We start from the raw sequence: 26,974 nt of genomic DNA, 5'->3' as shown, positions 1-26,974 counted from the left end.
TTTGGTGATTGGGTTAGGGTTGTTGATGGTTCATTAAAAATTAAGAGACAAACGGGTAAATACATAACGGCCTAAAAAACCAAATTGAGGGGCCTGGTTGGGATAGAGTATACCCGAAGTACCCTGGCTACCCAACAACAGTTCTGCCGGATAAACATCAAATACATTATTGGCCCCAATGGTCAGTTTCAGGTTACTGGTTAAGTTATAACCGGCACCTATATCTGTAATGACCCGGCCGGGCAATACCTGCTGATTGGCCAGCACATTGGTTGGCTGAGATACTTGCCCGAAATACACATTTCTTAAAAATACATTCCACTTACGGATGCTGTAATCCAGGGTCAGGTTGGCTTTAATTCTTGGGGTTACTTTTTCAATCAGGATCCGGCTGGCATCGTCCAGGTAAATATTTTCTTTCCCGGCCAGCAAGGGGGAGGAATGAATTCCATGCACAATTTCTGTTTTGGTAAGTGTTGCGGCCAAATCGGCACGCAAAGTACCTGCGCTGAGCGCTGTGGTATAAGTCAGGACAGCATCAATGCCTTTAGTACGGGTATCTACCGCATTGGCAAAAAAACGTGCCGTCGTTGCATTGGCCTGGCGCAGCAGGTCATAGATTTCCTTGTCCTGGGCACTTGCACCCGGGGCATTGCTGCCACTGAATTGTCCCGTATAAATCACCCGGTTGTTGATCTGGATCAGGTAAGCATCTACCGTTAACTTAAATTTCCCAAGATTAGAGGTAAAACCCAAACTGTAGCTGTCTGAAGTTTCCTGCTTTAATTTGGGAATTCCCAACAGTTGGGCCACCCGGCTGTCGTTGGCAAAGGTCCCCGATTCTACAAAAGCGCCATCTATAAATACCGTTGAGGTGGCGCTGAAATACCTTTGATGTAAGGAAGGTGCCCTAAACCCTGTACTGAAGGCCCCTCTGAGTAAAAACTGATCTGAAAACTTATAGCGTGTTGCAATTTTTCCATTCAGCGTAGAACCAAAGTCCGAGTAATTTTCAAAACGCAATGCACCGTCTACAAGCCACTTTTCCGTAAAATTAAGTTCCACATCTGTATAAGCGGCTACAGAAGATCGGGAAGCAGTGGTTTGGTTGTCTTTACTGATACCGGGAAAACCCTGGGCACCGCCCGCATAGGCCTGACCATTTGCCGCAAAACGGGTAGAAATATTTCCTTTCGGATCTGGCACCAGAATGGGCTTGCCCGAACCATCTGTACCTACCTGAATGGCATTGCCATAATTAACATAGGAAGCTTCTTCTCCGGCAATGATTCTATAATTCTCTACCCTGTTTTCAAAACCAAAGGCTACATTCAGGCCACTCAGCGTATTTTTATAAAAACGGGAAAAGTCCAGATTGGTGGTGTTTTGGGAAAAAGCGAAACCACCCGACTCAAAAGAGGTCGGAGAGGCGCTCAGCAAAGATGCATTTAACGAGTTTTCTGTCCGCAGATCTATTTTATTGCGCCCGAAATTGTTACTCAGGTCGACTTTCCATTGTCCAAGTGTGCCCCGTATACCGACCGCGATGGACTGGTCGAGGTTACCGGTGACAATATTGGGCAGAAATCCATTGGGATAAATTGTGGCAATGTTTTGAGTCAGCTGGCGCGGCGTGCGGTAAAATGCAGTAGAACGTCCGTTCCGGTAATTCAACCCTCCAAAGGCATAGACTTCTGCACCAGCCGAAACCGGAATGACGGAGTTAAAAAACAAAGCACCTCCCCTGTTTTTAGACTGCCCGATATTCGGGACAAAGTCCGACCGGCTTAAGCCCCTGCGCTGGAGCTCGGCATCGGTAATGTCTTTTCCTGTTGGCGTGGGATATAAAGCCGGGTTATTGTAATCTGTAAAGATCACCCCTCGGTAAGGAGTGGTCCTGGAGGCATAGTCGCGATAATCGAAAGAGCCCGATACATTTAAAAAACCACCTTTATCGGTTAAGGCAACTCCGTAATTGACATTGGCTTGTATGGTCTGACCATCCAGGCCATCAGAATGTTTTCCGGCAAAACCACCAGCGGTGAAATTGGAGTTTAACTGATTGACATTGTCGTTCAGCACAATATTAATGACACCGGCAATGGCATCAGAACCATACTGGGCCGCAGCCCCGTCCCTGAGGATCTCCACTCTTTTAATGGCAGAGGTTGGAATGGCATTTAAATCGGTTCCTACCGACCCCTTACCTAAACTGCCGTTGATGTTTACCAGTGAAGTGGTATGTCGTCTTTTTCCATTGATCAGCACCAAGACCTGATCGGGACCAAGTCCCCGTAACGAGGCCGGATCGATATGGTCAGTACCATCTACCAGGCTCATTACATTGGAAGTAAAAGAGGGGGCCACATAATTCAGGATCTGGTTCAGGGAAACCTGGGGTGCATTTTGTGTCAGTTTTTTTATGTCCACCACATCTACCGGCACAGGTGTATCCAGATAGGAACGGGGTGCACTTCTTGAACCGACAACCACCACATCACTCAGGTTGTTGCTGTTGTCCTTTAAAACAAAGTCAAGTTCTTTGCTTTCACCCTGGGCCAGGGTAATGGTTTGCTGTGCCTGCTGGTAACCGATGTAGTTGACCAGAACGGTATAGGTACCCGGGGCATTCAGTTTAATTTCGTACCTGCCCTTTGCGTCAGTTCCGGTGCGCTGTTTTTGTCCGGCCACCGAAACGGTTGCCCCTACAATGGCTTGACTGGTGTCCCGCACCACACCTTTAATGGTTTGGGATTGGGTAGCTACCGCGCTGCCCAGCAGCAAAAAAACAATAAAGTAAAATCTTCTCATATAATTGGTTACGTTGATGTAACACAAATATATCTTATAAATACTACTTTATTGGTAGTATTTATACAAAAATATTACAAAGAAAAAAAGCCAGGACAAACATCCTGGCTTTTTCATCTTCTTTCCATGTTTTTAACTCTTTTTTTCCGGTCTGGTTTTAATTTCAGAGGCTTTCAAATATACTTTTGCCCCTTTTTTATTGACATAGTATTTCCGGTTTTTATTGTTGATGTAAACATCGGAACCATCGGGGGCCATTTTGCCTTTCCAGGTTTTATCCCCGATTTTAGAGGTCCCTTTTACGGCCACCTCTGCGGTTTTATTGCCCACTTTATCGGCAGTTTTTTCAATCTTTTTTCCTAAAGATTCTTTTTTCTTTTCCTGGGCTTGTGCTGAGAGCGCAACCGAGGCTAGCAATCCAAGGGCCAATAGCCCTGAAAAAAATTTCTTATTCATAGTGATCCTTTTCAGCTATAACAGCTTTCTGTTCAAATTGTTTGCTTCAATTCAACTGTTCGCTAAGTAATTTCATTTCAATAACCGGAGAATGCTTTTCGTAAAGGATGGCATAAACAGCCCTGCTGATGGGCATATCTACTTTGTATTTCTTGTTGATCACGTGCATACAATTCACCGCATAATAGCCTTCTGCAATCATATTCATTTCCAGCTGGGCAGATTTAACCGTATAGCCTTTACCAATCATATTTCCAAAGGTCCTGTTCCTGCTGAACTGGGAATAAGCCGTCACCAGCAAGTCTCCCAGGTAGGCCGATTCTTTAATATCTCTGGATATCGGATGCACCGCATTTACAAAACGGTCAATTTCGCGGATTGCATTTGAAATGAGTACGGCCTGAAAATTATCGCCATAACCTACCCCATGGCAAATTCCGCTGGCCACGGCATAAATATTTTTCAATACCGCTGCATATTCTGTCCCAAAAATATCGTCCGACACATTTGTCCGGATATACCTGGTATTGAGCATACCGGCAAATTCTTCTGCATGAACGGTACTAACAGAAGCTATGGTCAGATAGGAAAGCTTTTCCAAGGCCACCTCTTCTGCATGGCAGGGCCCGCTGATGACCAGGATATTTTCCAGGGGAACACCAAATTTTTCATTTAAAAATTCGCCAATGATCTGGTTTTCATCAGGTACAATACCTTTAATTGCAGAAACGATCTTTTTTCCTTCCAGGTCCTTTGGTCCCAACTCCTTCAGGGTTTCTTTCAGGAAAGCAGCAGGGACATTCAGGACCACATAATCTGCTGACGCAATCATTTCCCTGATCTGATCGGAAATATTGGCTTCAGGAATACGGATTTCTACTGAACTTAAATAATTTGGATTGTGTCTGTATTTTTTGATGTGCTCTATGGCTTCGGTGTTTCTCATCCACCAGAACAGCTCTTTTTCGGTGATGTTATCTGAAAGCATTTTTATGATGGCTGTAGCCCAGCTACCCCCACCAATCATTGCAACTTTTGGCCCCATATGGTATAAATAAAAATCCCGGTTAATCAGAATTAACCGGGACAATTTACTCAATTTATTGCGATTGCTTTGCCTTACTTTTTCGAAGGGCTTGCAAAGAGCTGATCTTTAGAAGTTTTTTCTACTTTAGCACCATCCTTTAATCGGTTCTGGATGGCGGAATATGGACCTGTAACCACTTCGGTTCCTGCTTTTATTCCCGACTTCACAATGATGTACCTGTCGTTCTGGATACCTGTAGTCACTTCTACTTTTTTAACGGTTCCGTTATTGAAAGTATACACATACTGCTTAACGGTTTTATCCGCCAGCTTGCTTTTTTGTTTATCCTTTTTATCACTATTTTCACCATTATCCTCATCATCCCCTCCTTTAGGTTTGTCTGTGGAAGATTTTTTCTCTGTAAAAACAGATTGGATAGGAATAGACAAGCCTTTTAGGGATTCGCTTTCTATATCCACACTGGCAGAAAGTCCTGGTCTGAAAGGAGATGGCAAATCTTTTGCCCCGCTTTTAACATCTGTATAAGAATCTGGCAAAACGCGCACTTTTACCACAAAATTGGTCACCTGATCTACCGAAGAAGTCGCTGTCGTCCCGATATCTTTGGAAGAACTGGCAATTTCCCGGACTACACCTTTAAATTTCTTGTCCGCAAAAGCATCTACTTCTATGGTCGCTTTATCACCAACATTGACCCTGTTGATGTCATTTTCATTTACATCCACCCTGACTTCCATTTTGGCCAGATCTGAAATTCTCATGATTTCTGTTCCTGCCATTTGGGCTGTTCCAAGGATACGGTCTCCCTTTTCAACAGAAAGTTTTGAGATTACCCCATCTACAGGGGCAAAGATGGTGGCTTTAGCTAAATTGGCATTTGCCTCCTGGGCGCTGGCACTAAATTGGTCCATTTGAAATTTGGCAGCATTCAGGTCTTCTTTGGACTTGGCCAGATTTGTCTTGGCGGTCAGGTAAGTCGCTTTTGCTGCGTCAAACTCTGAAGCAGATATCACCTTTTTGCCAAACAACTCTACATTACGTTTATAAGTTGCTTCAGCATTCACAAAATTGGCTTCATTTTGTTTGAGCAATTGCGCCGCTGAAGCGACAGATGATTTCTGGGAACTGAAAGCGGCTACTGCACGGTCATAACCAGACTTCAAAACGTCCGGACGAACTTTACAAAGCAACTGGCCTTTCTTAACCACATCGCCTTCTTTCACCAACAATTCCACAACTTCTCCTGAAACCTCAGAACTTAGCTTGACCTCTGTCTCGGGCTGAACCTTACCGCTTGCGGTAACTGTTTCAACCACTTCCCGGTCGGCTGCTTTTTCCACCGTTACTTTTTCGACCCCGCTGCCCCCTATTACGCCGGTTACTTTAAGAACAACCACTAAGGCGATGAGTACAACGACGGCTATGATAATGTGTTTGAGTTTCATTGATTTGTTGTTTTATTGTTTATTGATGCTAAGCTGTATTAAAATATAATTTGTTTTCCTAAATAATAATCAATCACTTTTGCTTTAAACAGCAGATCATACTTGGCCCGGATCATATCTACTTCTGCTTTGTTCTTGTTGCTTAGAGAAGTACTGTAATCTAGTGAATTCACTAGCCCAACCGCATAACGCTGCTCAATCACATTAAAAGCATCTTTTTGCGCCAGAAACGTGTTTGTGGTCGAAGCATAATTACTTTCTGCAGCTTTTAAATCGGCAACAGCCTGGTAAATCACTTTGTTCAGGTTGTTTTTGGCAAGTTGCTCCTGTGTCTGATTCTGAAGATAGCTGATTTTTGCTTTTCTTACCGATGACCTGGCCTGGAAACCATTAAAAATTGGCACACTCAGGCTAAATCCAATAGATTGACCAAAGTTATCTTTGATCTGATCAAAAAAGTGATAAGCTGAGGGGTCAGGCACTCCACCTGGCAAAATGCGTTTGTTGGTACTGGCAAAGTTGGAAGCGAGCGTTCCACCGAAAGTCAGTTTGGGATAATAATTTCCTTTGGCTACCTCAATTCCTTTTTTGGAGGCTTCTGTTCTCAAGCCTGCTAATTTAATATCCGGAAAAGTAGCCATGGCCTGACCATAAACCTGATCTGGATCATAGTTTACTGAAGGTTTATTAAAGCTCGATAGAACCGGCGCCTGTACTTCGTATTTGGAAGAGGACGGGATTTCCATCAGCTGTGCCAAGGTCAGATAAGATATGGTCAGTGCATTTTCGGCATTGGTCCTGTTGAGTTCGGAAGTCGCCAGCTGGGCTTTTGCCTGGGATAAATCGGCCAGGGTTTTATTGCCTACATCCAGCAATTGCTGCTGCACGTCCAGCTGCTGTTTGGATACAGCCAGCTGTTGGTCTGAAGCTTTTAAAAGGTCTTTATTATACAAAATCTGCATATAAGCCGTTACAACCTGTAAAATCAAATCGTTCTTTACTTTTTCCGTATTGGTTTTATCTGCAGTAAACAACAATCTGTTCTGTTTAATCTGATTGAGCTTTTGAAGCCCTTGGAACAAAACCACATTACCAGACACACTCCCATTGTAGGAGGAGAACTGGCGGTTGTTATAAGTATAGGTAGATTGGTCTAAACTCCGTCCAAAATTGATGTTGTAGCTATTACTATTATTAAAACTCGGCAGCAAGGCATATTTGGCCTGACTTAAGTCTTCTTCAGAAATACTTTCGCTTAACTTCGCCTGTTTTACCTGTAAGTTACCGCTAAGTGTTTTATCAATTGCTTCCTGGATGGTAATCACTTGTTGTGCCATCGACTTTTGTACAAAGCCTGTTGTAAATACAACCGACAGGATCAAACCGATTTTGGGTAACGCACTATATATTTTCATAATTCTAATTTCACAATAATTCGATAAACAACTAACTGATTTTGTAAATTTCAATACAGCCGGTACATTTTATACCTTTGGGCATGTATCTGGTTAAATCTCCTCTTCTGTTAAAATGGTATTACCCATCTTTGGTCTGGAACAAAACCCGCTCTGACAAAGTCATTTATTTAACCTTTGACGACGGACCTATACCCGATGTTACAGACTTTGTTTTAAAAACTTTAAAAAGCTTTAATGCTAAGGCAACATTCTTTTGTATTGGCGATAATATTATGAAGCATCCTGCGGTTTTTAAACGTCTGAAAGAGGAAGGGCATAGTATAGGCAATCATACCTTCAACCACCTTAAAGGATGGAAAACGGAAAATGAAGCCTATGTTCAGAACTTCAGTAAATGTCAGGAGCTAACCGCTACCAAGCTCTTTCGTCCGCCATATGGCCGGATTAAAAAATCCCAGGTAAAAGCCATAAGAAAGCTGATGCCTGATGTACAAATCATTATGTGGGATGTGCTCAGCGGTGATTTTGACCTGAAGCTTGATCCCCATACCTGTTTTACTAATGTGATTAAACATACGGTTAATGGCTCTATTGTTGTTTTTCACGATAGCCTGAAAGCTTTTGAGCGATTGGAATATACCCTTCCGCGTGCCTTACAGTACTTCAGTGAACAAGGCTATAGTTTTAAAGCACTATAGTCTTCGTGGGCTTTACACTAAGTTCAGGCCAGAACAAAAAAAAACGCATAAACAACCGTACAACAACACATTAACGGAAGGCATTTTATCCATACTGTTCATTTATGAACAGTATTGTCCGCAATTGAACGTCCTTTTAAAGCTGCCACCACCTCTGCCATGCTACAGATATTATTTAGAATATGTATAAATAATATAATGATCTGCGGATGATCACTCAGCCCTGTTTTTTTTTGTAAATTCGCTACAAATAATTCTAATATATTACCTTTTAACACAGATTATCAATGGCTTTTGATATAGATATGATCAAAAAGGTGTATGCAAACTTCGGACCCCGTGTAGAGGCGGCCCGTAAACTAGTAGGCAGACCTTTAACACTTTCAGAGAAAATTTTATATACGCACCTTTGGGATGAAAACACCAGCACATCCTATGTAAGAGGTACTGACTATGTAGATTTTGCTCCTGATCGGGTAGCTATGCAGGATGCTACGGCCCAAATGGCTTTACTGCAGTTCATGCAGGCTGGCAGGCCTAAAGTTGCGGTACCTTCGACCGTACACTGCGACCACTTAATTACAGCTAAATATGGCGCTGAGCAGGATTTGCCAGCAGCCAATACAGAAAGCAAAGAAGTATTTGACTTCCTGGCTTCTGTTTCCAATAAATATGGTATCGGCTTCTGGAAACCGGGAGCAGGTATTATTCACCAGGTGGTTTTGGAAAACTATGCTTTTCCAGGCGGAATGATGATCGGAACAGACTCCCACACGGTAAATGCCGGTGGTTTGGGTATGGTGGCCATCGGAGTGGGTGGTGCTGATGCCTGCGACGTCATGGCAGGTCTTCCATGGGAGCTTAAATTCCCTAAATTAATTGGTGTGAAGTTAACCGGAAAATTAAACGGATGGACTTCTCCTAAAGACGTGATTTTAAAAGTAGCAGGTATCCTGACGGTAAAAGGTGGTACCGGAGCTATTGTTGAATATTTTGGTGAAGGTGCAAACAACATGAGCTGTACCGGTAAAGGCACCATTTGTAATATGGGTGCTGAAATTGGGGCAACAACCTCGACTTTCGGTTACGATGAAAGCATGGAACGTTACCTGCGTGCCACCAACCGTGCCGACGTTGCCGATGCAGCCAACCAGATTAAAGCGCATTTAACCGGTGACCCTGAAGTTTATGCCAATCCGGATAAATACTTCGATCAACTGATTGAGATTAATCTTTCTGAACTGGAACCATATCTGAATGGTCCTTTTACACCAGATCTGGCTACGCCGATTTCAAAAATGAAAGAGGTGGCAAAAGAAAACGGATGGCCAACTAAAGTGGAAGTGGGCCTGATCGGTTCTTGTACCAACTCTTCTTATGAAGATATTTCACGCGCGGTAAGCATCGCCAAACAGGTTTCGGCCAAAGGCTTAAAAACCAATGCCCAGTATTGCATTAACCCGGGTTCAGAACAGATCCGTTATACCATTGACCGTGATGGTTTCCTGGATGTATTTAAAGAAATCGGGGCAACTGTATTTACCAATGCCTGTGGTCCATGTATTGGAATGTGGGACAGGGTTGGTGCCGAAAAACAAGAAAAAAACACCATTGTACACTCCTTTAACAGGAATTTTGCAAAACGTGCAGATGGTAACCCAAATACTTTTGCTTTTGTGGCCTCTCCCGAGGTGGTCACAGCCCTGGCAATTGCAGGTGATCTGAGCTTTAACCCGCTAACCGATACCCTGACCAATGCCAATGGCGAACAGGTAAAACTGGACGAGCCTACTGGCCACGAATTACCGCCAAAAGGTTTTGATGTAGATGATGCCGGCTTCCAGGCACCTGCTGCGGACGGCAGTGGTGTACAGGTGATCGTTTCCCCTACTTCTCACCGTTTACAATTGCTTGATCCTTTCAAAGCCTGGGAAGGTACTGATCTTAAAGGTTTAAGGTTGCTGATCAAAGCAAAAGGAAAATGTACTACTGACCACATCTCTATGGCTGGTCCGTGGTTAAAATTCCGTGGTCACCTGGACAACATTTCCAACAACATGCTGATCGGTGCGGTCAATTTCTTTAATGAGAAAACAGACAATGTTAAAAATGAACTGACCGGAGAGTACGGTCCTGTACCAGCTACACAACGTGCATATAAAGCTGCAGGAATTGGTTCTATCGTGGTTGGTGACGAGAACTATGGTGAAGGATCCAGCCGTGAGCATGCCGCCATGGAGCCACGTCACCTGGGTGTTCGTGCCGTACTGGTTAAATCTTTTGCGCGTATTCACGAAACAAACCTTAAAAAACAAGGTATGCTTGGCTTAACCTTCGCGAACAAAGAGGATTATGACAAGATTCAGGAGGACGACGTAATTGACATCATTGGCTTAACTGAATTTACCCCTAATGTTCCCCTTACGGTTGTGTTAAACCACAAAGACGGTTCTAAAGAGGAGATTAAAGTGAACCACAGCTACAACGCCCAGCAGATTGAATGGTTCAAAGCAGGAGGTGCATTAAACATCATCCGCAGAGAAGCTGCTGCTAAAAACGCATAAAGTTTTTATATTGTATATAAACAAAAGGCTATCCCCAGGGATGGCCTTTTTTAATGGACCCTGGTTGGTTTTTTTATAGATGTTGGATGGAAGGGTTCAGATGCTCCGCTTTCAGGGAGCCTGGTCAGGCGCCAGTCCTGGAATAGCGTTTGCCAGATTTGTCAGGATTGATCCTATTCCCTGCAAAGTTACTGACTAAGGAATTCCCGAAACCAAAGCCCTGAGTCCTTCACAATCCTTTCCTGAGTTTTAAAATCGGTATAAGCCAGGCCAAAACGGGCATTATAACCTTCGGCCCATTCAAAATTGTCCATCAGGGTCCAGGCCATATAGCCTTTGATGTTGATGCCTTCTTTTTTAGCGCGCAACAAAGCCTCCAGATACAGCTTAAAATAACTGATTCTTTCCTGGTCATGAACCCTTGTTCCGGTCAGTTTATCATGAAAAGCAGCACCGTTTTCGGTTATAATCAGGTTCTTTACCTTTGGATAAGCGGCAAATTGCCGGATTACATTATAAAAGCTGTCTGCATTAATTTCCCAGCCCATGCCGGTATGTGGTTTTTTACGACTTTTTGCCTTCACCTCCCAGGCCTGCAGCACGGGGATAAAGGCATTGTATTTTATGGTAATCGGGAAATAGTTTTGTAATCCGATAAAATCAAAATCAAAAGTAAGGCGCTCGGTATGTCTCCAGGTAGAGTGGTTAATGGAAAATTTTTCCATCACATCCCAGTCTGCCTGCGGATAACCCATACCCAAAGCGGGTTCTATGAACAGGCGGTTCATTAAACAGTCTACCCGTTTTGCCGCCAGAACATCCGCATCACTTTGTGTATAGGGAACCACTTGTGAGCAGGAATATGTCGTTCCTATATTTGCTCCGGCCACCTCTGCCCGAAGAATTCTTCCGCCCTCAGCCTGTGCAATCGCGGTATGGTGTACCGCTGAAAAGAAATTGGTCAGCCCGGTTTTACCCGGAGCGTGTATGCCCAGCATATAACCCAGAGAGGTAAAACCAAAAGGTTCGTTCAGTACGATCCAGTTTTTCACTTTATCCCCATATGTTTTTGCACAGACTTTTACAAAATGGTTAAAGGCTGTATTGATGCTAAATGCCGTCCAGCCACCTTCCTGCTCCAGGGCCTCAGGTAAATCCCAGTGGTAAAGGGTAATGTAAGGGGTGATGCCCTGCAAAAGACATTCATCTATCACCTGGTGATAAAAGCGGATGCCTTCCTGGTTCACTGCTCCCTGCCCGGAAGGCAAAATTCTCGACCAGGAAATGGAAAAACGGAACACGCTAAAACCAAGGCTTTTTAAAAGGGCGATGTCCTGTTTGTAGCGATGATAAAAGTCACAGGCCATTTCAGGATGATGGCCTTTTTTAATTTTACCGGGCCGTTTCGAAAAGGTATCCCATATGGATGGTCCTTTTCCATAACTTGCGGATGCGCCTTCAATTTGTGCGGCTGCTGTAGCCACCCCCCAGAAGAAATCATCTCCAAAGTCAGATGCTTTCATCTATTTTATATTTATTGTCTTTTTCAGTAGTTCCTGTTGTTTCTTTTGCCAATGCCCCCTTTGATGGTAAACTTAAGCCCGTCAGGTTGACCTTAACCTTAAATTAACCGACAAGATGGACATTACATATTAAATCCATGTTAAAAAAACAACAAGATCACCTAAGCGCTTTCTTCGTCTGTCAAACTCAGGCCTATTTGCTTTAACAAAATGGCTGCATTGAAAGTTTTACAAGGGCCATGTTTCAGCCGATAATCAAAATGCATCTGGTGCTCGGTGATCTGTATATCAAAATGATAATTGCGCAACTGCTCAGGATAGGCACTAACCATTTCCGACAGCTGGAGGTCATGGGTAGCGAACAAAGCCGGGGTATGCTGTTTAATCATTTTCTGGATAAAAACTTTAGAGCCTAAATACTTATCCCGGCTGTTTGTCCCCCTTAACATTTCGTCAATAAGGACAAAAGCATTTTCCTGCTCGCTGGAATGGCCCAGGATCATTTTTAAACGATTCAACTCTGCTTTAAAAGTAGAAGTCTGGTCATTAAGCGAGTCTTTAATGCGCATATAGGAAAGAACGTTAAAAATAGATAAGCTCAATTCTGCAGCACAAACCGGCGCTCCGGCATAAGCCAGCACCATATTAATGCCAACAGTTCTTAAAAAAGTACTTTTTCCGGCCATATTCGATCCGGTAACCACATCCACTGTTGCCTGTGGCTGGAGTTCAAAATCATTCGCTACTCTTATTTTTTCCTCGATCAAAGGATGCCCAAGGGACTTTGCTTTCAAACCAAAAACAGAGCTGATGACCGGAAATTGCCAGGAAGGTTCATTATACTTTAAAGTTGCAAAACAGATCAGCTCTTCAAATTGACTGATCCTGTACAAACCCTGTAAAATCTGTTCTGAAGATCCTTCATACCATTTAGATAGCCTGAGGCAGCATCTAAGGTCCCATAAAAAACAAAGATTCAGAAAGGAGGCAACCAGAAGATTTAATCTCGCATCAAAATCCTGTATAATGGAAGATAGTTTTTTAATCTTGGCGCTTACACTGACCTGTTGGTTTGCGCCCTTAAAAAACTGAAGGATGTACGCACTTTTCCAGGAGATTCCTTCGGTCCAGGCAATGGTTCCCGAAAAAGCCTTCAACAGGTTCGCACTACCGCTAAAGCCAGAATACACCTGATTGATTCTGCTTAGGTTCAGAAAGGTAAGGCCTGCATTAAAAAGCAAAAGCAAGGCAAAAAAATTCCAGCATAAGCCTCCTAAAAATAATGCGGCAATAAAAAAAACAGTTGTTAAAAAGGGAACAAGCAACACATATGATTTTAAAAATCTATGTCTTATAAAATGCAACTGTAAGGGCAGTTCATGGACCAGTTTTCTTTCTATATTTCTCAGCTGCTCGGGTTGGTGTGCCTGAAGCTTTGCCCGGAAATGAAAAGTATCGTCTATATGCCCCCCTAGCTCTTCGATGGCAGTTTGTCTTTCCTCTATTTCCGTTTTACTTAAGGGTACTCCAAGATGCCTGGCCAGCAGGTCCTGCGCTTTAACGGTTTTACACCGGTTCAGCAGCGAATACAGCGAAGCCGGTCCGTAAATATCCAGGTCCGAGGCGTAAGGGTGTTGTTCCTGTTCGTAATTTTTTCCATCCGAATACCCGTTTTTATGTCTCAGGACCTGATCCTCTTCATTTTGAAATATCCACAGCAATTGCTTCGCATATTCCAGCTCCTGCTGAACTTTTACCTGTTTTTTAACCTGCATTAAAAACAAGAGCACAGGGATAAACAGCAGCACAGAAAAGATCCAGTGAAACCCTTGCTGGATCATCAGGGCCACGATGAGTAACTCTGCAACAAATAGCCCCAAACGGGAAAAAGAAATGTTATTCAGTTTACGGCCAAGCACCTGAATCAGGTTTTGCTGCACCAATATGTGATTTTGATAACTGTTTAAAATCTCTTCTTTAGTTTTTAGCATATATTTGAAAATTCTTTGAGTTGTTAAATATAGCAACTTAATAAAGTCCTGGTGGGCTTTGGACATTTAAAAAATTAAAACCTAAACAAATTACCTCCATGAAGATTACCCTGCTGGTGGTTGGCAAAACCGAAGATAAATACCTGATCGAAGGAATTGACAAATACCTGAACAGACTTAAACATTATATTGGTTTTAACCTGGTGGTGATACCTGAAATAAAAAACACCAAAAACCTGACCCAGGCACAGCAAAAAACAAAAGAAGCTGAACTGATTTTTAAACAGATCAGTAATCTGGACATGGTCATTTTACTGGATGAAAAGGGGAAAAAACACAGTTCTGTCTCTTTTGCAAACTACCTGAACAAACAAATGATCAGCAGTGTACAACATATGGTTTTTATCATCGGAGGGCCTTATGGTTTTGATGAAAGTATTTATAAAAGGGCTGGTTCCAGTATTTCTTTATCTGAGATGACCTTTTCCCATCAAATGGTCCGCTTGTTTTTTGTGGAACAATTATACCGGGCTTTTAGCATCCTTAAAGGAGAGCCTTATCATCATGAATAATTTGAGAACATCTTGTGGAAATTAAAAAGAATCATCATCATTGTATAAAAGGAGGTTTGTATGTTGCCCGGAGATTTTTTAAGGAAATATAAATTTAAAAGTGATACCAGTACTGCAAAAGGCAGTTACTGGTTGGCCATTATCATTTCGGCCATCGCATTTGCGTTGATCTGGTATCTGCTCTGAGCTCAGGGCAAATCGTTTTGGCCATAAAAAAAGCCGGATACTTTTAAGTATCCGGCTTTTTTTATGTTGTATCAGCTTACACGCCTTTTTTACTGGTCATGTTTACTTTTTTTGCAGGCTGAGCTGTTTTACTCGGTGCTTTCGCATTCGAAGGTTTAGGGCTTGCTTTTGGCTTTTTCTCTACCACTTTTTCTTCTGCTTTAACCGCATCCTGCTCTTCAGTACCAGCTGCTTCCTCACTAAACAATGGAAGATCTTTCAGCAAATGATACCAGGTTACAATCTTCTTCATGTCCGAAGTGTAAACCTTCTCTGTATCGTGCGTTGGAGCAACTTCCTCAAAGAAAGACCGCAATACTGCTGCATCCGACTTCGCGTCCGGAACATTTGTTTTGCTGCTGCTGATGTTCGACAATACGTCTACCAGTTTCAAATCATCCTCCTGGCCATATACGGTAATGTCTTCCAGTGAAGCCAGTTTAGTGGTTGAAATATTCGCTATAATTTTTACTTTCTGGGCGTCCAGGCTTTCCAATACATATCCTGCCTTGTTTTGTCCAACCAGTTTAAACAAACCTGGTCTGCCTGACACCGCTACGATTCCTCTTAAATTCATATGTTTGCGTCTTTTTCTAAAAGCGACAGGATTAATCCTCTATCACCTCGATATTTAAAATCTTATCTCCCTGTTTGATGTCATCAACCAGGTCTACATTTTCTGTTACTTTACCAAAGCAGGTATGGTTCCTGTCCAGGTGGGCTGTATTTGTTCTGCTGTGGCAGATGAAAAACTGCGATCCGCCTGTATTTCTTCCTGCGTGTGCCATAGACAATACTCCACGGTCATGAAATTGGTTCTCGCCATCAAGTTCGCAATCAATTTTATATCCCGGACCACCAGTACCTGCTAAATGAGCTTTTGCAGGATCTTTTGAGTTCGGACAACCGCCTTGTACTACAAAATTAGGAATCACACGGTGAAAAGTAACGCCATCATAAAAGCCTTCTTTAGCAAGTTTTTTAAAGTTGGCAACGGTATTCGGTGCATCTTTGTCGTAAAATTCGACAGTCATATCACCTTTTTCTGTTTTTATTATTGCTTTGCTCATATTCGTTTTGTAAGTAAATGCCAAACTTAGATAAAATTGTTTTTATATGCAATTTACCTCTGGGGAGGGATAAAACAATTTTATAATTACCTTTAACTATGATTTCCAAAAAGTATCTGTTTTTGCTGGTCCTCTTGGTCCTTACGCTTGGCGTAAAGGCTTCTTCCATTCTTATTTATATGGATGAAGATCAGAAAAACCATCTGAAAGCCTATGGCCTGGCTTATTGGAGCATTAAACAGAATACAGAGGTAAGCTGGTTGCTCAATTACAGGGGCGGGAGCTTTCTGATTAAATATGCAAAGCCTATAGAAGACGAATGCAAGACCAGGGGGGTATCCTATCAGGTCATTACGGATGCAAAGGTTACAGCCCTGCTCAATGAAATCAGTAATCCGGGTGTAAACATGGAAATGGTCAAATTGGAAAAGGCCCCTAAAATTGCAGTGTATTCTCCCAAAAGCAAACTCCCCTGGGACGATGCGGTAACCCTGGTGCTCACCTATGCGGAAATACCCTATGATGTGCTTTATGACGATGAAGTCCTGAAAGATAAACTAACCGGCTACGACTGGCTCCATCTTCATCATGAAGATTTTACGGGTCAGTATGGACGTTTCTGGAGTGCATTCAGAAATGCTTCCTGGTACAGGGACGATGTAGCCAATCAGGAGGCCGCAGCAAAACGAAACGGTTTTAAAAAAGTCTCGGAAATGAAACTGGCTGTGGCCAAAAGAATCAGTGAATTCTGTGCTGGTGGGGGCTTTCTATTTGCCATGTGCTCGGGAACAGATAGTTTTGACATTGCACTGAGTGCTGAAGGTGTAGACATTTGTGAAAGGATGTTTGATGGTGATCCTGCGGATCCTAATGCCCAGTCCAAACTGAATTTCAAGAAGACTTTCGCTTTCAGGGATTTTAAACTGGACCTGAACCCCGCAAATTACGAGTTTTCGGACATTGATGTTACCCAGACCAGGACCCTGGTACAAAGCAATGACTTTTTCACTTTATTTGACTTTTCTGCCAAATGGGATATCGTACCCACCATGTTAACCCAAAACCACGAAAAGGTCATTAAAGGTTTTATGGGACAAACTACAGCCTTTAGAAAATCATTGGTTAAACCGGAAATTACTGTACTGGGTGAAAACAAAGGTGCCGAAGAAGTCCGATACCTGCACGGAGATTTTGGTAAAGGCCAGTTTACCTTTTATGGCGGGCACGACCCGGAAGATTATCAGCATGCGGTTGGAGACCCGCCCACCGACCTGAGTTTACATCCCAATTCACCAGGTTACCGGCTCATTTTAAACAACATCCTGTTTCCTGCTGCTAAGAAAAAACCTCAGAAAACCTGACCAAAGGAAAGCGGCAGCTTTTCTAATCGTAAAAATTCCAGCTTACCCCAAACTTCAGCATACGGTCTGGCATCGGATAACGGTACACCGAATAATAACCTTTGGACAACAGGCCCTGGTTAACATAGTCGTATTTTACAAAAAGATTGGCCTTTCTTAAACTGGCCCTGACCCAGACATCCACAATAGGCGTGGTTGCCAGTTTAACCGGGTCTGTGGTTGTATAAAATTGTCCCGCAGCGGGTGAATAAGCATAGCCATTATAAACCGTATTGTACCTCAGGTCAAAACCCACATTGGTTTTCAGCACTTTAAAAAAATTCTGGTTCAGGTAAAAGCTGTTAAAAGTGTACAACTCCGGTGTGCGCAATACATTCTGTTTGTCCGTTTTCTGATAAACGATATAACTGTCCAGGTTAAACTTACCAAAACTTAATTTCTTACCTACCGTGATTTTTAACAGGTTCACACTCCCTTCCTGAGCCGGTTTTATACCTACTGCACCAGCCTGTGCAAAATACAGGTAATCCGTAATCAGGTTGTACTGCGCCCCTGCTTCGAATTTGTATTTGTCATTAAAGTAATTGAAAGAGAGGTTTAAAGTTTTGGTTTTGTTAAAATCATTTACCCAGTTGTAGTGGTTTCCGAAATAACGGTTGTAAATTTCTTCCGGTGATTTACTCTGCAGATAAGCCCCCAGAACAACTCTTCCAACGGAATTGCTCAGCAGCACATTACTTTTGGCTTCATACAAGAAATCGCCAAACTGTTTCCCCTGAAAAATCTGCTGGACATCTACATTCAGGTCAATCCTGTCACTGAACCGATAGCCCAATGCACCCAATAGGGTAGAATTCTGGAAAGTAGAGTTGTAATTGTAGTAATTTGTCCGATCTGCATATCTTGCCACCTGCTCATATTTGTAATAATCATGGCGGATCCCCACGTCCAGTTTTAACTCGTTTTTGATAAATGAATTCGACTTTCCCCGTAGAAAAAAACTATAAATAAATTCATTTTGTAAATGTTTAACATTGGTCGAATCATTGGTCGCAACCGTATCTATAAGGCCTTTTGGAATTACTGAATGGTCGTCCGCTTCATTTTTCTGAAAACTATAGGACTGAGAGGAATAAGACATCGTGTAACTCACTTTATTGGTCGGCAACACCTTCTTCATGACTTCCTGCTCAACTGTATCAATGCGTCCAATAAAATAGGTTTGCTTAAGGACCAACGCATTCTTTCTCCAAAGCTGTTTGGCAGAATTTAACCTGACTACCTCCGCCGCTCTGGCAACAGGCCTGTTCTCATTGGTAAAAATAAGATCATTGTTTACTGCCCCATTTTCCTGTGCTTTAAGTGTATTAAAAACAACACTTGCAAATAAATTGTATCTCTTATTTGGAGATTGGTACCAGGAAAATAAAGATGCATTCAGATCATCTCCTTTTTGATTTGAAAAAATACCTTTTGAACCAATTCTAAAATAGTTGGCCCCTACATTAAAATTTCGCTTTACATTCTGGGAATGGGTCACCTTGAACAGCTCACCTTCTCCCCCTCCGCTGTAATAGGAAAGGTTACTGAAAGGAGATCGGGCCTGATAGTAAATGATGTCTTCGTTATTAAGTAAATACACATCCAAAGCATGAAAACCGGCATCAAAGCCCATGGTTTTTGAAGGTTCATAAAGCAGGGCTTTGGCCGCCTGTCCGGAGGCTCCTAAATTGATGGTAGGCCGGCGGGGCTGGTTAAGTACGTTATAGTTCTGAAAATTTCTTAAACTCGTATCCAAAGGCAACGTCTGTATGCTGTCCTTGGTGAGCCGAAGGGTAGTATAACGAACATATCTTGAGGTAAATACGACTGAATCTTTTGAGCCATCCAGTTTTTTTCTCAGGGAGTCCAGTTCTTTATTGTTACCGACATTCGTCTTTAAATCTTGCGCCACAGCTACGCCTCCCATCAAAAGGCAAGAAAACAAAAAAGAAACAGCGAGGATTTTATACATTAGAGTCGGGAAATTAACTGGCTCAATATCTTTGTCATCTTGGGTTCAGCAATGCGGGCGGTCTCCAGGATATCTTCCAGGCTAAAAGGGTGCAGGACTTCAGGAAAACCTTCATCGGTCAGGACAGAAATTGCAAATACAGGAAGGCTCATATGGTTTGCGACAATCACTTCAGGAACGGTGCTCATTCCAACCGCATCGCCTCCGATAATCCGGAGGTACTTATATTCTGCACGGGTTTCCAGATTCGGGCCTGTAACCGAAACATACACCCCTTTATGACAGGTGATCCCATCCTTTTCAGCAATGGCCAAAGCATCTGCAATTAATTTTCTGTTATACGGTTCACTCATATCCGGAAACCGCGGACCCATTTCTGCATCATTACGTCCCCTTAAAGGGCTTTCCAGTTGCAGGTTAATATGATCATCTATCACCATCAGGTCTCCCTTTTTGAAATCAGGATTTAAGGAGCCTGCGGCATTGGAAACAAACAGGTATTTTATGCCCAGTTCCTTCATCACGCGCACCGGAAAGGTAATTTGCTGCATGTTATAGCCTTCATAATAATGCAAACGCCCCTGCATGGCCACTACCCTTTTTCCGTTCAGGGTTCCAAAAATGAGTTTGCCGGAATGGAATTCAAGCGTAGAGATTGGAAAATTTGGTATATTCGGGTACATTAGGCTAAAAGCAACATCAATTTCTTCCACCAGACCACCAAGGCCGGTTCCAAGAATGATTCCGATTTCAGGCTGAAAATCGGCTGTCTTTTTATTTATGTAGTCTGCGGTTTCGTGTATGGTTTGAGACATAATCTATAATATTTTGATCAAATGTAGCTTTATCTTCTGCCAGTATATCTATTTTAATCGGCAAATAAAAGACGGGCAAATTTAAAAGTAATTCTTTTATTCTAATATCAGATAAACGCTGGGCGTCCTTTTCTGTTGTGAGGATTAACTTTTTAACCGTTTTTTCTTTTTCAAAGGCAAGAATAACTTTGCGGATGTCTTCCGCCGTAAAGGAATAATGGTCGGGATAATCAAAATGCACGATGTGCGGGGTCATTTCCTTTACATACGAGTGTAAAGGTTGCGGATTGGCAATTCCTGTCAGCAGCAGTACACGGGTATCCTGGTCAATAATTTTCTCTGTCACAGGTCCCTGGTCATAGACGGGCTGCAATGTTCCATATTTAATCCTGGAAAAACAGGGGGAATGCGATGGGGAAAACCGGTGCCGGATTTTATGTTTTATCTTTTCGTCCAGTTTTCCGGAAACTTTCGTGATCAGGATCTGCTGGGCTCTTTTATAGCCCATAAAAAACTCTCTTAAATTACCTGCCGGCAATAAAAATTGTGGAGACAATATTTTCCGGTAATCAAAAAGCAATATGTTATAGCCAGCGGTTACTTTTCTGTGCTGAAAAGCATCATCCAGTATAATCAGATCATGCTCCTGTTCCAAAAGCCGGATTCCCTTTACCCGGTCCTCACAAACAGCAACACTTACCTGCTTAAATTTTTTATAGTATTGCATTGGCTCATCACCTATAAGCTCAGCGTTTGCTTTTTCATCTGCAAGAATAAAACCTTTTGTGCTACGGCCATAACCCCGGCTCAGTATGGCAATTTTATAATTGTCCAGTAAACCGACCAGGTATTCTGTGACCGGTGTCTTCCCGGATCCCCCAACCACAAGATTTCCCACGCAAATGACGGGTACATCGAATTTCATGGAAGGGTAAAATTTCCAGTCATATAGCTTGTTCCGGATCATGGTAACCAGACCATACAGTAAAGAGAATGGCAGCAGCAACAGCCTGAGGTAGTTTATCATTTCTGCTTCAAAAATAGGAATTATCGACCAGAATATCCGATACAGATTACCCACTCCATACACGGGCTGAAAAATAAAAACTATCTTTGTAAAAACAACAATTTATTATCATGCTTAAAGGATTTTTTAACGTACCTGCACCGGTAAATGAGCCCATTTTGGGTTATGCACCAGGAAGTAAAGAACGTGAACTTTTAAAGGCCGCGCTGGCCGATGCCCGGTCAAAACAGATCGATATCCCTATGTATATTGGTGGAAACGAGGTTCATACTGAAAGTAAAGGAAAAGTTACGCCACCACACGATCATCAGCACATCCTGGGTTATTACAGCAAAGGGAATAAAGATCATGTAAGTAAAGCCATTGATGCAGCCCTGGCTGCAAAGTCAGACTGGGAGAACCTAGCCTGGGAACAGCGTGCAGCCGTTTTCTTAAAAGCTGCTGACCTGATTGCCGGTCCGTACAGATATAAATTAAATGCAGCAACCATGCTTGGCCAAAGCAAAAACGCTTACCAGGCCGAAATTGATTCTGCTTGTGAATTGATTGATTTTCTCCGTTTCAATGTCAGCTATATGGCTGAAATTTATAAACAACAACCTCCTGTTTCTCCTAAAGGTTCCTGGAACCGGGTGGAACAGCGTCCTTTAGAGGGTTTTGTATTTGCCCTAACCCCTTTCAATTTTACCGCTATTGCCGGCAACCTGCCAACCTGCGTGGCCATGATGGGAAATGTGGTGGTCTGGAAACCTGCAAATACACAGATTTTCGCTGCAAATGTTTTAATGCAAATCTTTAAAGAAGCTGGTTTACCTGATGGGGTCATCAATCTGGTGTATGTTTCCGGTCCGGATGCTGGTGAAGTTATTTTTAACCATCCTGATTTTGCCGGTATACATTTTACAGGATCAACCGGGGTATTCCAGGACATCTGGAAAACCATTGGAAACAACATCCACAAATTTAAAACCTATCCACGTATTGTTGGGGAAACCGGTGGAAAAGATTTTATTCTGATCCATGGTTCTGCTGAAGCAGAAAGTTCAAGTACTGCGATTATCCGGGGTGCATTTGAATACCAGGGACAGAAATGTTCCGCAGCTTCCAGGGTGTATGTAGCCAAAAGCATTTGGGCGGAAGTTAAAAAGTTTATGCTCCGTGACCTTGCCACTTTTAAAATGGGCGGAACAGAAGATTTCAGTAACTTTATCAATGCGGTTATTGATGAAAATTCCTTCAACAAGTTAACCAAATATATTGATGAGGCTAAGAAAGACCCTGCCGTAGAAGTGATTGCCGGTGGTGGTTACGATAAATCTAAAGGTTATTTCATTGAACCAACCGTATTAGTCGTTAAAGATCCGAATTATGTGACCATGAGCGAAGAGTTGTTCGGCCCGGTACTGACACTTTACGTCTACAATGATGAAGATTACGAACAGGTATTAGACCTGGTTGATCAGACTTCTATTTATGCATTAACCGGTGCAGTGATTGCAAGGGACAGGTATGCTATTGAAAAGGCAACACACCGTTTACGCAATGCAGCTGGAAATTTCTATATCAATGATAAATGTACAGGGGCTGTTGTTGGCCAACAGCCTTTTGGCGGTGCCAGGGGCTCAGGTACAAATGACAAAGCCGGATCTATGATCAATTTGCTTCGCTGGGTATCTCCCAGAACGATCAAGGAAACTTTTGATCCGCCAAAGGATTACCGTTACCCATTTTTAGCTGAAGATTAAAAAACAAAGGCCCGGTGTGTATACCGGGCCTTTTGTTTTCACAAAGTACTAATCTCTAAAGAGACAGTTTTTTACGCTTTCATTTTGAATACAGGAGACAGCTCATCGGAATTCGAGGCACTTACCTGCAGATCGGTAATCAATCCTGTTTTCAGGCTATACACCCAGGCATGAACAGAAAGCTCCTGACCTGAAGCCCATGCATTTTGTACAATAGAAGTACTCATTACGTTAGCGGCACTTTCTATCGCATTCAATTCTACAAGTCTGTCAGACCTTTTTTGAGGATCTTTAATCGTAGACATTTCACGTTCATGCATACGGATCACATCTTTGATGTTTCTTAACCAGTTGTCGATTAATCCTACTTGTTTATCTCCAAGGGCCGCATTCACACCACCGCAACCATAATGACCACAGACTATGATGTGCTTTATTTTTAATACATTAACTGAATAATCCAGTACACTCAGCAGGTTCATGTCCGTATGTGTGACCACATTGGCAATATTGCGGTGTACAAAAATATCACCAGGCATGGTATTGGTAATCTGATTGGCCGGCACGCGGCTGTCGGAACAGCCAATCCACAATACCGGCGGGGCCTGCCCAGCGGATAACCGGTCAAAAAACTGAGGATCTTCTTTCAGCGTGGCTGCAACCCAGTCTTTGTTGCCTTTAAGTAATCCTTCGTAGGTGATTTGATGAGCTTGTTGTTGTTCTAATTTTGCACACATGGTATGTTAATTATTAATGTCTTCTAATTTGTTAGTTAATTTAGGTACTATGTAATGGGATTTTATATCCTCCAATATCACAATAATTCCTTTGGTATAAGCATTGTGCTTATAGTTAAAAATGGTCTCCAGCACGTCCGGATCTATATATCTGGAATTGCTCCCGTCAATTGTCACCGTAGTTTCCTTAGGAATCCTGTTGAGCATCACCTGTATGGCGGCTTTATTTAAAAAGGAAACTTCTTCGGCGAGCTTGATCCTGATGTTCTTTTTATTTCCCTCTTCATGGATCCTGTAAAAGAAAGGGTTACGCATATTGGTGCGCAGCAAATAGAATATGGAAACCAGCATCCCAATAGCAACTCCTTTTAACAGGTCTGTAAGCAATACCGCAACCACGGTCACCACAAAAGGAACAAACTGGTCCCAGCCTTTGTGGTACATATGCTTAAACAATTCTATTCTGGTCAGTTTATAACCCGTTACCAACAGGATCGCCGCCAGACAGGCCAGCGGAACCATATTGATAATTCCTGGTATAAACAATAAGGACAACAATAACCAGCAGCCATGAAAAATAGCTGACATTTTTGTTCTTCCGCCCGCATTCACATTCGCAGAACTTCTTACAATAACTGAAGTCATCGGTAAACCGCCAATCATTCCGCTGGCCACATTCCCGATACCCTGGGCAAAAAGTTCGCGGTTTGTCGGGGAAATCCTTTTAATCGGATCGATCTTATCAACAGCTTCAATACTCAGCAGGGTTTCCAAACTTGCAACAATCGCAATGGTACCTGCAACCACCCATACGTCTTTATTTCCTATCGCCGCGAAATTAGGCAGGGTGAACAGTCCCATAAACTCCGACCAGCCTTGTACCACGGGGATAGCCACCATCTGTTTGGCTTCCAGCGCATAAGAGGTGCTTTTAAATGCATAACTTAGTGCAATCCCCAGCACAACGACAATTAAGGGGGCGGGGATGCTGCTGACTTTTTTAATTTTCGGCCAAAATAAAAGTATGGCGATGGATAAAGCACTAATGACAATAGCCGCCAGGCTAAAATGGCTCAGTGCACTATTAATTGCCGAAAATGTATTCTCGTCATTTTTCTGGAAAAAACTCTCGTCTCCAGGAAAATCAGAGTCCACTCCTAAAGCATGTGGGAGCTGTTTAAGGATCAGAATTAACCCGATCGCTGCCAGCATTCCTTCGATCACACTCGAAGGAAAGTAATTCCCGATCGTTCCGGCTTTAATCATTCCCAAAACCATTTGCATTACCCCTGCCAACACAACGGCCAGCAAAAAAGTCTGGTAGGATCCCAGTTGTGCAATCGCACCCAGTACAATTACCGTTAAACCAGCAGCTGGTCCGGTCACACTTAATTGTGATCCGCTAAAACTCGCAACGACTACCCCTCCGATAATTCCGGCAATCAATCCTGCGAAAAGCGGTGCACCTGAAGCCAAAGCAATACCCAGACAGAGTGGCAGTGCAACTAAAAACACTACAATACTCGCCGGAAGATCACGCTTCAGGTTCTTTTTTAAAATATATTTCTTTACGTCCAACCTTGAAAAGATTGAATTCCCTTCTTGCATAAAATTAAATTTTATTCGTGTATATAATTATTTTACTATACAGTAACGACTTAAATAACAGTCGCTTCTATAAAAAAACTTATACCAAGTTAGGAGGAGGTGTCGGCACGGAAGGGTGATATGGATTTACATATCTTTTGAAATGATCAATATAACTGTTCCTGATAAAGAAATGATAGCGCACCGGAACATAGGAAAAAGGTGCATGCAAAGCAATCAATTTGCAATCTACATATTTCAGCGTTTTTGCAGAATCTCCCTCAGAACCATGTTCCAGTTCAATCTGCATAATTACATTTTTGATGATCTCTTTATCCAGATGGGCAAAAAATACAGGCGCAGCAGAAATTACCATCTTCGCTGAGAAGATGCCAATGAAGGCAATTACAATCAGTAAACGGTATTTTCTTAAGCTCATGTTTATTTTTGCTTATCTCTTTTTCCCAAAAATAGTTCCAAACTTCCCTAATAAGCAAATTAAGTTGTAAAAAAAATGTAATTAAAAAAAGGCCCTAAATGGTTTACATTCCAAAAAACAACAGGAGCTTACCATAAAATTATACATTAAACGTAATTTAGCACCGCGATGAGCAATTGCCTATGAAACGATACCTACTTCTGTTACCCCTCTTATTTCCACTGGCCGCCCGGAGTCAAAGCAACAACGCCCCATCCACTTATGACCCCCATGAAATTGCCATTACCGGTTACCTGCAGACACAGTATCAAAGGGCGCAGTCTGAAGGTATTCTGTCTTTTTCAGGTGGGGATTTTTCAAAAAACTCCAGGGACCGTTTTATCATCCGGCGCGGAAGATTAAAAATAGACCGTGTGGATAAGTACTCCAGTATTGTTTTTCAAATCGATGCCACACAAAACGGGGTACAGCTCATGGATGCTTTTATACAGCTTTACAGGCCCACTTCCAAAGACCTTATTTTTACAGCGGGTTTGTTTAACCGTCCTTTCGGGCACTCCATTGTCTATTCATCAGGTTTCCGCGATTTTCCGGAAAGGGCCCGGGTGTTCCAAACACTGATGCCCCGGGAAAGGGATATCGGCGCCATGATCAGCTACCATCCTAAGAACATTTTTAAATTCATCACCGCAGACCTGGCCCTGGTTAGTGGTAGCGGTTATGCAGCCCGGGATTATGACTCTAAAAAAGATGTGATCGGAAATCTTGCTTTTAAATTTGACAGTCTGGCCAATAAAAAACTGCATATCGGTTTTGGGGGCTCGGTTTACAAGGGTAGCGTGAGAAATGATACAGAAAGCTATTATACTTTTGAAGGAGATCAGTATGTTAAACACAGCGGCGCCGAAAATGTAGGATGGAACGCCAAAAGAGATTATTTTGGAGGAAATCTTCAGCTTCAGTATGACAATACCTTCGGGAAAACTATTTTTAAGGCAGAGTATATCGGAGGAACCCAGCCTGGTGTGGCTTCTTCGCCCAGTATTAATGGCCCTATGGCCAGTCAGAGTTTTTCTGCCCAGCCAACCACAGACCTGTACCTGCGCCCCTTTTCAGGTTACTATTTATGGCTGACCCAACAAATTGCAAAATCGAAATTTACGGCCTTGCTGGCTTATGATGCTTACGACCCCAACCGGAAATTAAAGGAAAGTGACATTGGTTTAAAGAGCAATACTTCTGCAGGTGACATCAAATTCAGCACGCTGGGTTACGGCTTGACCTATGTACTCAATACACGCGTAAAAATAACTTTGTATAATGAACACGTTGTAAATGATCCAACCAGTTTACCTGGCTATACCGAAGATTTGAAAGATGATGTGTTTACCGCCAGGCTGCAATATCGCTGGTAATTGTTAATTTAGA

21 protein-coding genes are annotated in these 26,974 nt (G+C 42.6%); 6 read left to right on the top strand and 15 right to left on the bottom strand.

What is annotated here, in order from left to right; translation table 11 throughout:
- Window positions 1–33 precede the first annotated feature (33 nt).
- The 5 genes from B0O44_RS21070 to B0O44_RS21050 form a co-directional block, all read right to left on the bottom strand.
- Window positions 34–2,811, bottom strand: coding sequence for a TonB-dependent receptor (locus B0O44_RS21070; RefSeq protein ID WP_110834064.1), 2,778 nt, complete (start codon window positions 2,809–2,811; stop codon window positions 34–36).
- A 132-nt stretch (window positions 2,812–2,943) separates the two neighbouring features.
- Window positions 2,944–3,267: a hypothetical protein gene (locus B0O44_RS21065; protein ID WP_170123384.1), complete on the bottom strand. Its 324-nt coding sequence runs from the start codon at window positions 3,265–3,267 to the stop codon at window positions 2,944–2,946.
- Between the two features lie 46 nt (window positions 3,268–3,313).
- Window positions 3,314–4,312, bottom strand: a complete 999-nt coding sequence (locus B0O44_RS21060) for an NAD(P)H-dependent glycerol-3-phosphate dehydrogenase (RefSeq protein WP_110834062.1) — start codon at window positions 4,310–4,312, stop codon at window positions 3,314–3,316.
- Window positions 4,313–4,386: 74 nt separating this feature from the next.
- Entirely contained in the window at window positions 4,387–5,760 is a 1,374-nt protein-coding gene (locus B0O44_RS21055; protein ID WP_110834061.1) for an efflux RND transporter periplasmic adaptor subunit, read from the bottom strand.
- A gap of 38 nt (window positions 5,761–5,798) precedes the next feature.
- Entirely contained in the window at window positions 5,799–7,175 is a 1,377-nt protein-coding gene (locus tag B0O44_RS21050) for a TolC family protein (RefSeq protein WP_110834060.1), read from the bottom strand.
- Window positions 7,176–7,258: 83 nt separating this feature from the next.
- On the opposite strand from B0O44_RS21050, the gene B0O44_RS21045 reads away from it, so the two are divergent.
- Both B0O44_RS21045 and B0O44_RS21035 read left to right on the top strand, forming a co-directional pair.
- A complete protein-coding gene (locus B0O44_RS21045) occupies window positions 7,259–7,876 on the top strand; it encodes a polysaccharide deacetylase family protein (protein ID WP_110834059.1) in 618 nt (205 codons plus the stop codon).
- Between the two features lie 287 nt (window positions 7,877–8,163).
- Window positions 8,164–10,440 carry an aconitate hydratase gene (locus B0O44_RS21035; protein ID WP_110834057.1) on the top strand — a complete coding sequence of 759 codons (2,277 nt, stop codon included), beginning with the start codon at window positions 8,164–8,166 and terminating at the stop codon, window positions 10,438–10,440.
- Between the two features lie 188 nt (window positions 10,441–10,628).
- Here the strand turns inward: B0O44_RS21035 and B0O44_RS21030 are convergent, their stop codons facing one another.
- Together B0O44_RS21030 and B0O44_RS21025 are read right to left on the bottom strand one after the other, a co-directional pair.
- Window positions 10,629–11,963 carry a GH1 family beta-glucosidase gene (locus tag B0O44_RS21030; RefSeq protein ID WP_110834056.1) on the bottom strand — a complete coding sequence of 445 codons (1,335 nt, stop codon included), beginning with the start codon at window positions 11,961–11,963 and terminating at the stop codon, window positions 10,629–10,631.
- 161 nt (window positions 11,964–12,124) lie between these two features.
- On the bottom strand, window positions 12,125–13,954 hold the full coding sequence (locus tag B0O44_RS21025; protein ID WP_110834095.1) for a MutS-related protein: 1,830 nt from the start codon (window positions 13,952–13,954) through the stop codon (window positions 12,125–12,127).
- A 98-nt stretch (window positions 13,955–14,052) separates the two neighbouring features.
- Between B0O44_RS21025 and rlmH the strand changes: the two genes are divergently transcribed.
- Entirely contained in the window at window positions 14,053–14,526 is a 474-nt protein-coding gene (gene rlmH, locus B0O44_RS21020) for a 23S rRNA (pseudouridine(1915)-N(3))-methyltransferase RlmH (protein WP_110834055.1), read from the top strand.
- A 262-nt stretch (window positions 14,527–14,788) separates the two neighbouring features.
- On the opposite strand, the gene B0O44_RS21015 is transcribed toward rlmH, so the two are convergent.
- Window positions 14,789–15,328, bottom strand: a complete 540-nt coding sequence (locus B0O44_RS21015; protein WP_110834054.1) for a DUF5606 family protein — start codon at window positions 15,326–15,328, stop codon at window positions 14,789–14,791.
- Window positions 15,329–15,359: 31 nt separating this feature from the next.
- Window positions 15,360–15,821, bottom strand: coding sequence for a peptidylprolyl isomerase (locus tag B0O44_RS21010; RefSeq protein ID WP_110834053.1), 462 nt, complete (start codon window positions 15,819–15,821; stop codon window positions 15,360–15,362).
- Between the two features lie 179 nt (window positions 15,822–16,000).
- On the opposite strand from B0O44_RS21010, the gene B0O44_RS21005 reads away from it, so the two are divergent.
- Complete coding sequence (locus B0O44_RS21005; protein ID WP_211321430.1) at window positions 16,001–17,182, top strand: asparagine synthetase B; 1,182 nt, start codon at window positions 16,001–16,003, stop codon at window positions 17,180–17,182.
- Window positions 17,183–17,204: 22 nt separating this feature from the next.
- On the opposite strand, the gene B0O44_RS21000 is transcribed toward B0O44_RS21005, so the two are convergent.
- The 3 genes from B0O44_RS21000 to lpxK are packed head-to-tail and all read right to left on the bottom strand — an operon-like array spanning window position 17,205 to window position 21,038.
- Window positions 17,205–19,196: a putative porin gene (locus tag B0O44_RS21000; protein WP_110834051.1), complete on the bottom strand. Its 1,992-nt coding sequence runs from the start codon at window positions 19,194–19,196 to the stop codon at window positions 17,205–17,207.
- Window positions 19,196–20,011 carry a purine-nucleoside phosphorylase gene (locus B0O44_RS20995; protein ID WP_110834050.1) on the bottom strand — a complete coding sequence of 272 codons (816 nt, stop codon included), beginning with the start codon at window positions 20,009–20,011 and terminating at the stop codon, window positions 19,196–19,198. The genes B0O44_RS21000 and B0O44_RS20995 overlap by 1 nt, the downstream gene beginning before the upstream one ends.
- The gene (lpxK, locus tag B0O44_RS20990; protein WP_110834049.1) at window positions 19,971–21,038 is read right to left on the bottom strand and encodes a tetraacyldisaccharide 4'-kinase; all 1,068 of its coding nucleotides are present in this window, start codon (window positions 21,036–21,038) and stop codon (window positions 19,971–19,973) included. The genes B0O44_RS20995 and lpxK overlap by 41 nt, the downstream gene beginning before the upstream one ends.
- 110 nt (window positions 21,039–21,148) lie before the next feature.
- On the opposite strand from lpxK, the gene pruA reads away from it, so the two are divergent.
- Window positions 21,149–22,783 (top strand): L-glutamate gamma-semialdehyde dehydrogenase, encoded by a 1,635-nt coding sequence (gene pruA / locus B0O44_RS20985; RefSeq protein ID WP_110834048.1) that lies wholly within the window; start codon window positions 21,149–21,151, stop codon window positions 22,781–22,783.
- Between the two features lie 71 nt (window positions 22,784–22,854).
- On the opposite strand, the gene B0O44_RS20980 is transcribed toward pruA, so the two are convergent.
- The 3 genes from B0O44_RS20980 to B0O44_RS20970 all read right to left on the bottom strand — a co-directional run bounded on the left by B0O44_RS20980 (window position 22,855) and on the right by B0O44_RS20970 (window position 25,546).
- On the bottom strand, window positions 22,855–23,520 hold the full coding sequence (locus B0O44_RS20980) for a carbonic anhydrase (RefSeq protein ID WP_110834047.1): 666 nt from the start codon (window positions 23,518–23,520) through the stop codon (window positions 22,855–22,857).
- 6 nt (window positions 23,521–23,526) lie between these two features.
- Window positions 23,527–25,128 (bottom strand): SulP family inorganic anion transporter, encoded by a 1,602-nt coding sequence (locus tag B0O44_RS20975; protein WP_110834046.1) that lies wholly within the window; start codon window positions 25,126–25,128, stop codon window positions 23,527–23,529.
- Between the two features lie 79 nt (window positions 25,129–25,207).
- Complete coding sequence (locus tag B0O44_RS20970; RefSeq protein ID WP_110834045.1) at window positions 25,208–25,546, bottom strand: hypothetical protein; 339 nt, start codon at window positions 25,544–25,546, stop codon at window positions 25,208–25,210.
- A gap of 182 nt (window positions 25,547–25,728) precedes the next feature.
- Between B0O44_RS20970 and B0O44_RS20965 the strand changes: the two genes are divergently transcribed.
- On the top strand, window positions 25,729–26,961 hold the full coding sequence (locus tag B0O44_RS20965; RefSeq protein WP_110834044.1) for a porin: 1,233 nt from the start codon (window positions 25,729–25,731) through the stop codon (window positions 26,959–26,961).
- Window positions 26,962–26,974: the final 13 nt, after the last annotated feature.

Source organism: Pedobacter nutrimenti (genome assembly GCF_003208655.1).
In the GTDB taxonomy this organism is placed as follows: Bacteria; Bacteroidota; Bacteroidia; order Sphingobacteriales; family Sphingobacteriaceae; genus Pedobacter; species Pedobacter nutrimenti.
This window is presented reverse-complemented; position numbering and strand designations above follow the sequence as displayed.

Coding starts and splice junctions, on each gene's coding strand:
- B0O44_RS21070 (WP_110834064.1), bottom strand. CDS start 2,811: ATGAGAAGATTTTACTTTATTGTTTTTTTGCTGCTGGGCAGCGCGGTA.
- B0O44_RS21065 (WP_170123384.1), bottom strand. CDS start 3,267: ATGAATAAGAAATTTTTTTCAGGGCTATTGGCCCTTGGATTGCTAGCC.
- B0O44_RS21060 (WP_110834062.1), bottom strand. CDS start 4,312: ATGGGGCCAAAAGTTGCAATGATTGGTGGGGGTAGCTGGGCTACAGCC.
- B0O44_RS21055 (WP_110834061.1), bottom strand. CDS start 5,760: ATGAAACTCAAACACATTATCATAGCCGTCGTTGTACTCATCGCCTTA.
- B0O44_RS21050 (WP_110834060.1), bottom strand. CDS start 7,175: ATGAAAATATATAGTGCGTTACCCAAAATCGGTTTGATCCTGTCGGTT.
- B0O44_RS21045 (WP_110834059.1), top strand. CDS start 7,259: ATGTATCTGGTTAAATCTCCTCTTCTGTTAAAATGGTATTACCCATCT.
- B0O44_RS21035 (WP_110834057.1), top strand. CDS start 8,164: ATGGCTTTTGATATAGATATGATCAAAAAGGTGTATGCAAACTTCGGA.
- B0O44_RS21030 (WP_110834056.1), bottom strand. CDS start 11,963: ATGAAAGCATCTGACTTTGGAGATGATTTCTTCTGGGGGGTGGCTACA.
- B0O44_RS21025 (WP_110834095.1), bottom strand. CDS start 13,954: ATGCTAAAAACTAAAGAAGAGATTTTAAACAGTTATCAAAATCACATA.
- rlmH (WP_110834055.1), top strand. CDS start 14,053: ATGAAGATTACCCTGCTGGTGGTTGGCAAAACCGAAGATAAATACCTG.
- B0O44_RS21015 (WP_110834054.1), bottom strand. CDS start 15,328: ATGAATTTAAGAGGAATCGTAGCGGTGTCAGGCAGACCAGGTTTGTTT.
- B0O44_RS21010 (WP_110834053.1), bottom strand. CDS start 15,821: ATGAGCAAAGCAATAATAAAAACAGAAAAAGGTGATATGACTGTCGAA.
- B0O44_RS21005 (WP_211321430.1), top strand. CDS start 16,001: ATGGATGAAGATCAGAAAAACCATCTGAAAGCCTATGGCCTGGCTTAT.
- B0O44_RS21000 (WP_110834051.1), bottom strand. CDS start 19,196: ATGTATAAAATCCTCGCTGTTTCTTTTTTGTTTTCTTGCCTTTTGATG.
- B0O44_RS20995 (WP_110834050.1), bottom strand. CDS start 20,011: ATGTCTCAAACCATACACGAAACCGCAGACTACATAAATAAAAAGACA.
- lpxK (WP_110834049.1), bottom strand. CDS start 21,038: ATGATAAACTACCTCAGGCTGTTGCTGCTGCCATTCTCTTTACTGTAT.
- pruA (WP_110834048.1), top strand. CDS start 21,149: ATGCTTAAAGGATTTTTTAACGTACCTGCACCGGTAAATGAGCCCATT.
- B0O44_RS20980 (WP_110834047.1), bottom strand. CDS start 23,520: ATGTGTGCAAAATTAGAACAACAACAAGCTCATCAAATCACCTACGAA.
- B0O44_RS20975 (WP_110834046.1), bottom strand. CDS start 25,128: ATGCAAGAAGGGAATTCAATCTTTTCAAGGTTGGACGTAAAGAAATAT.
- B0O44_RS20970 (WP_110834045.1), bottom strand. CDS start 25,546: ATGAGCTTAAGAAAATACCGTTTACTGATTGTAATTGCCTTCATTGGC.
- B0O44_RS20965 (WP_110834044.1), top strand. CDS start 25,729: ATGAAACGATACCTACTTCTGTTACCCCTCTTATTTCCACTGGCCGCC.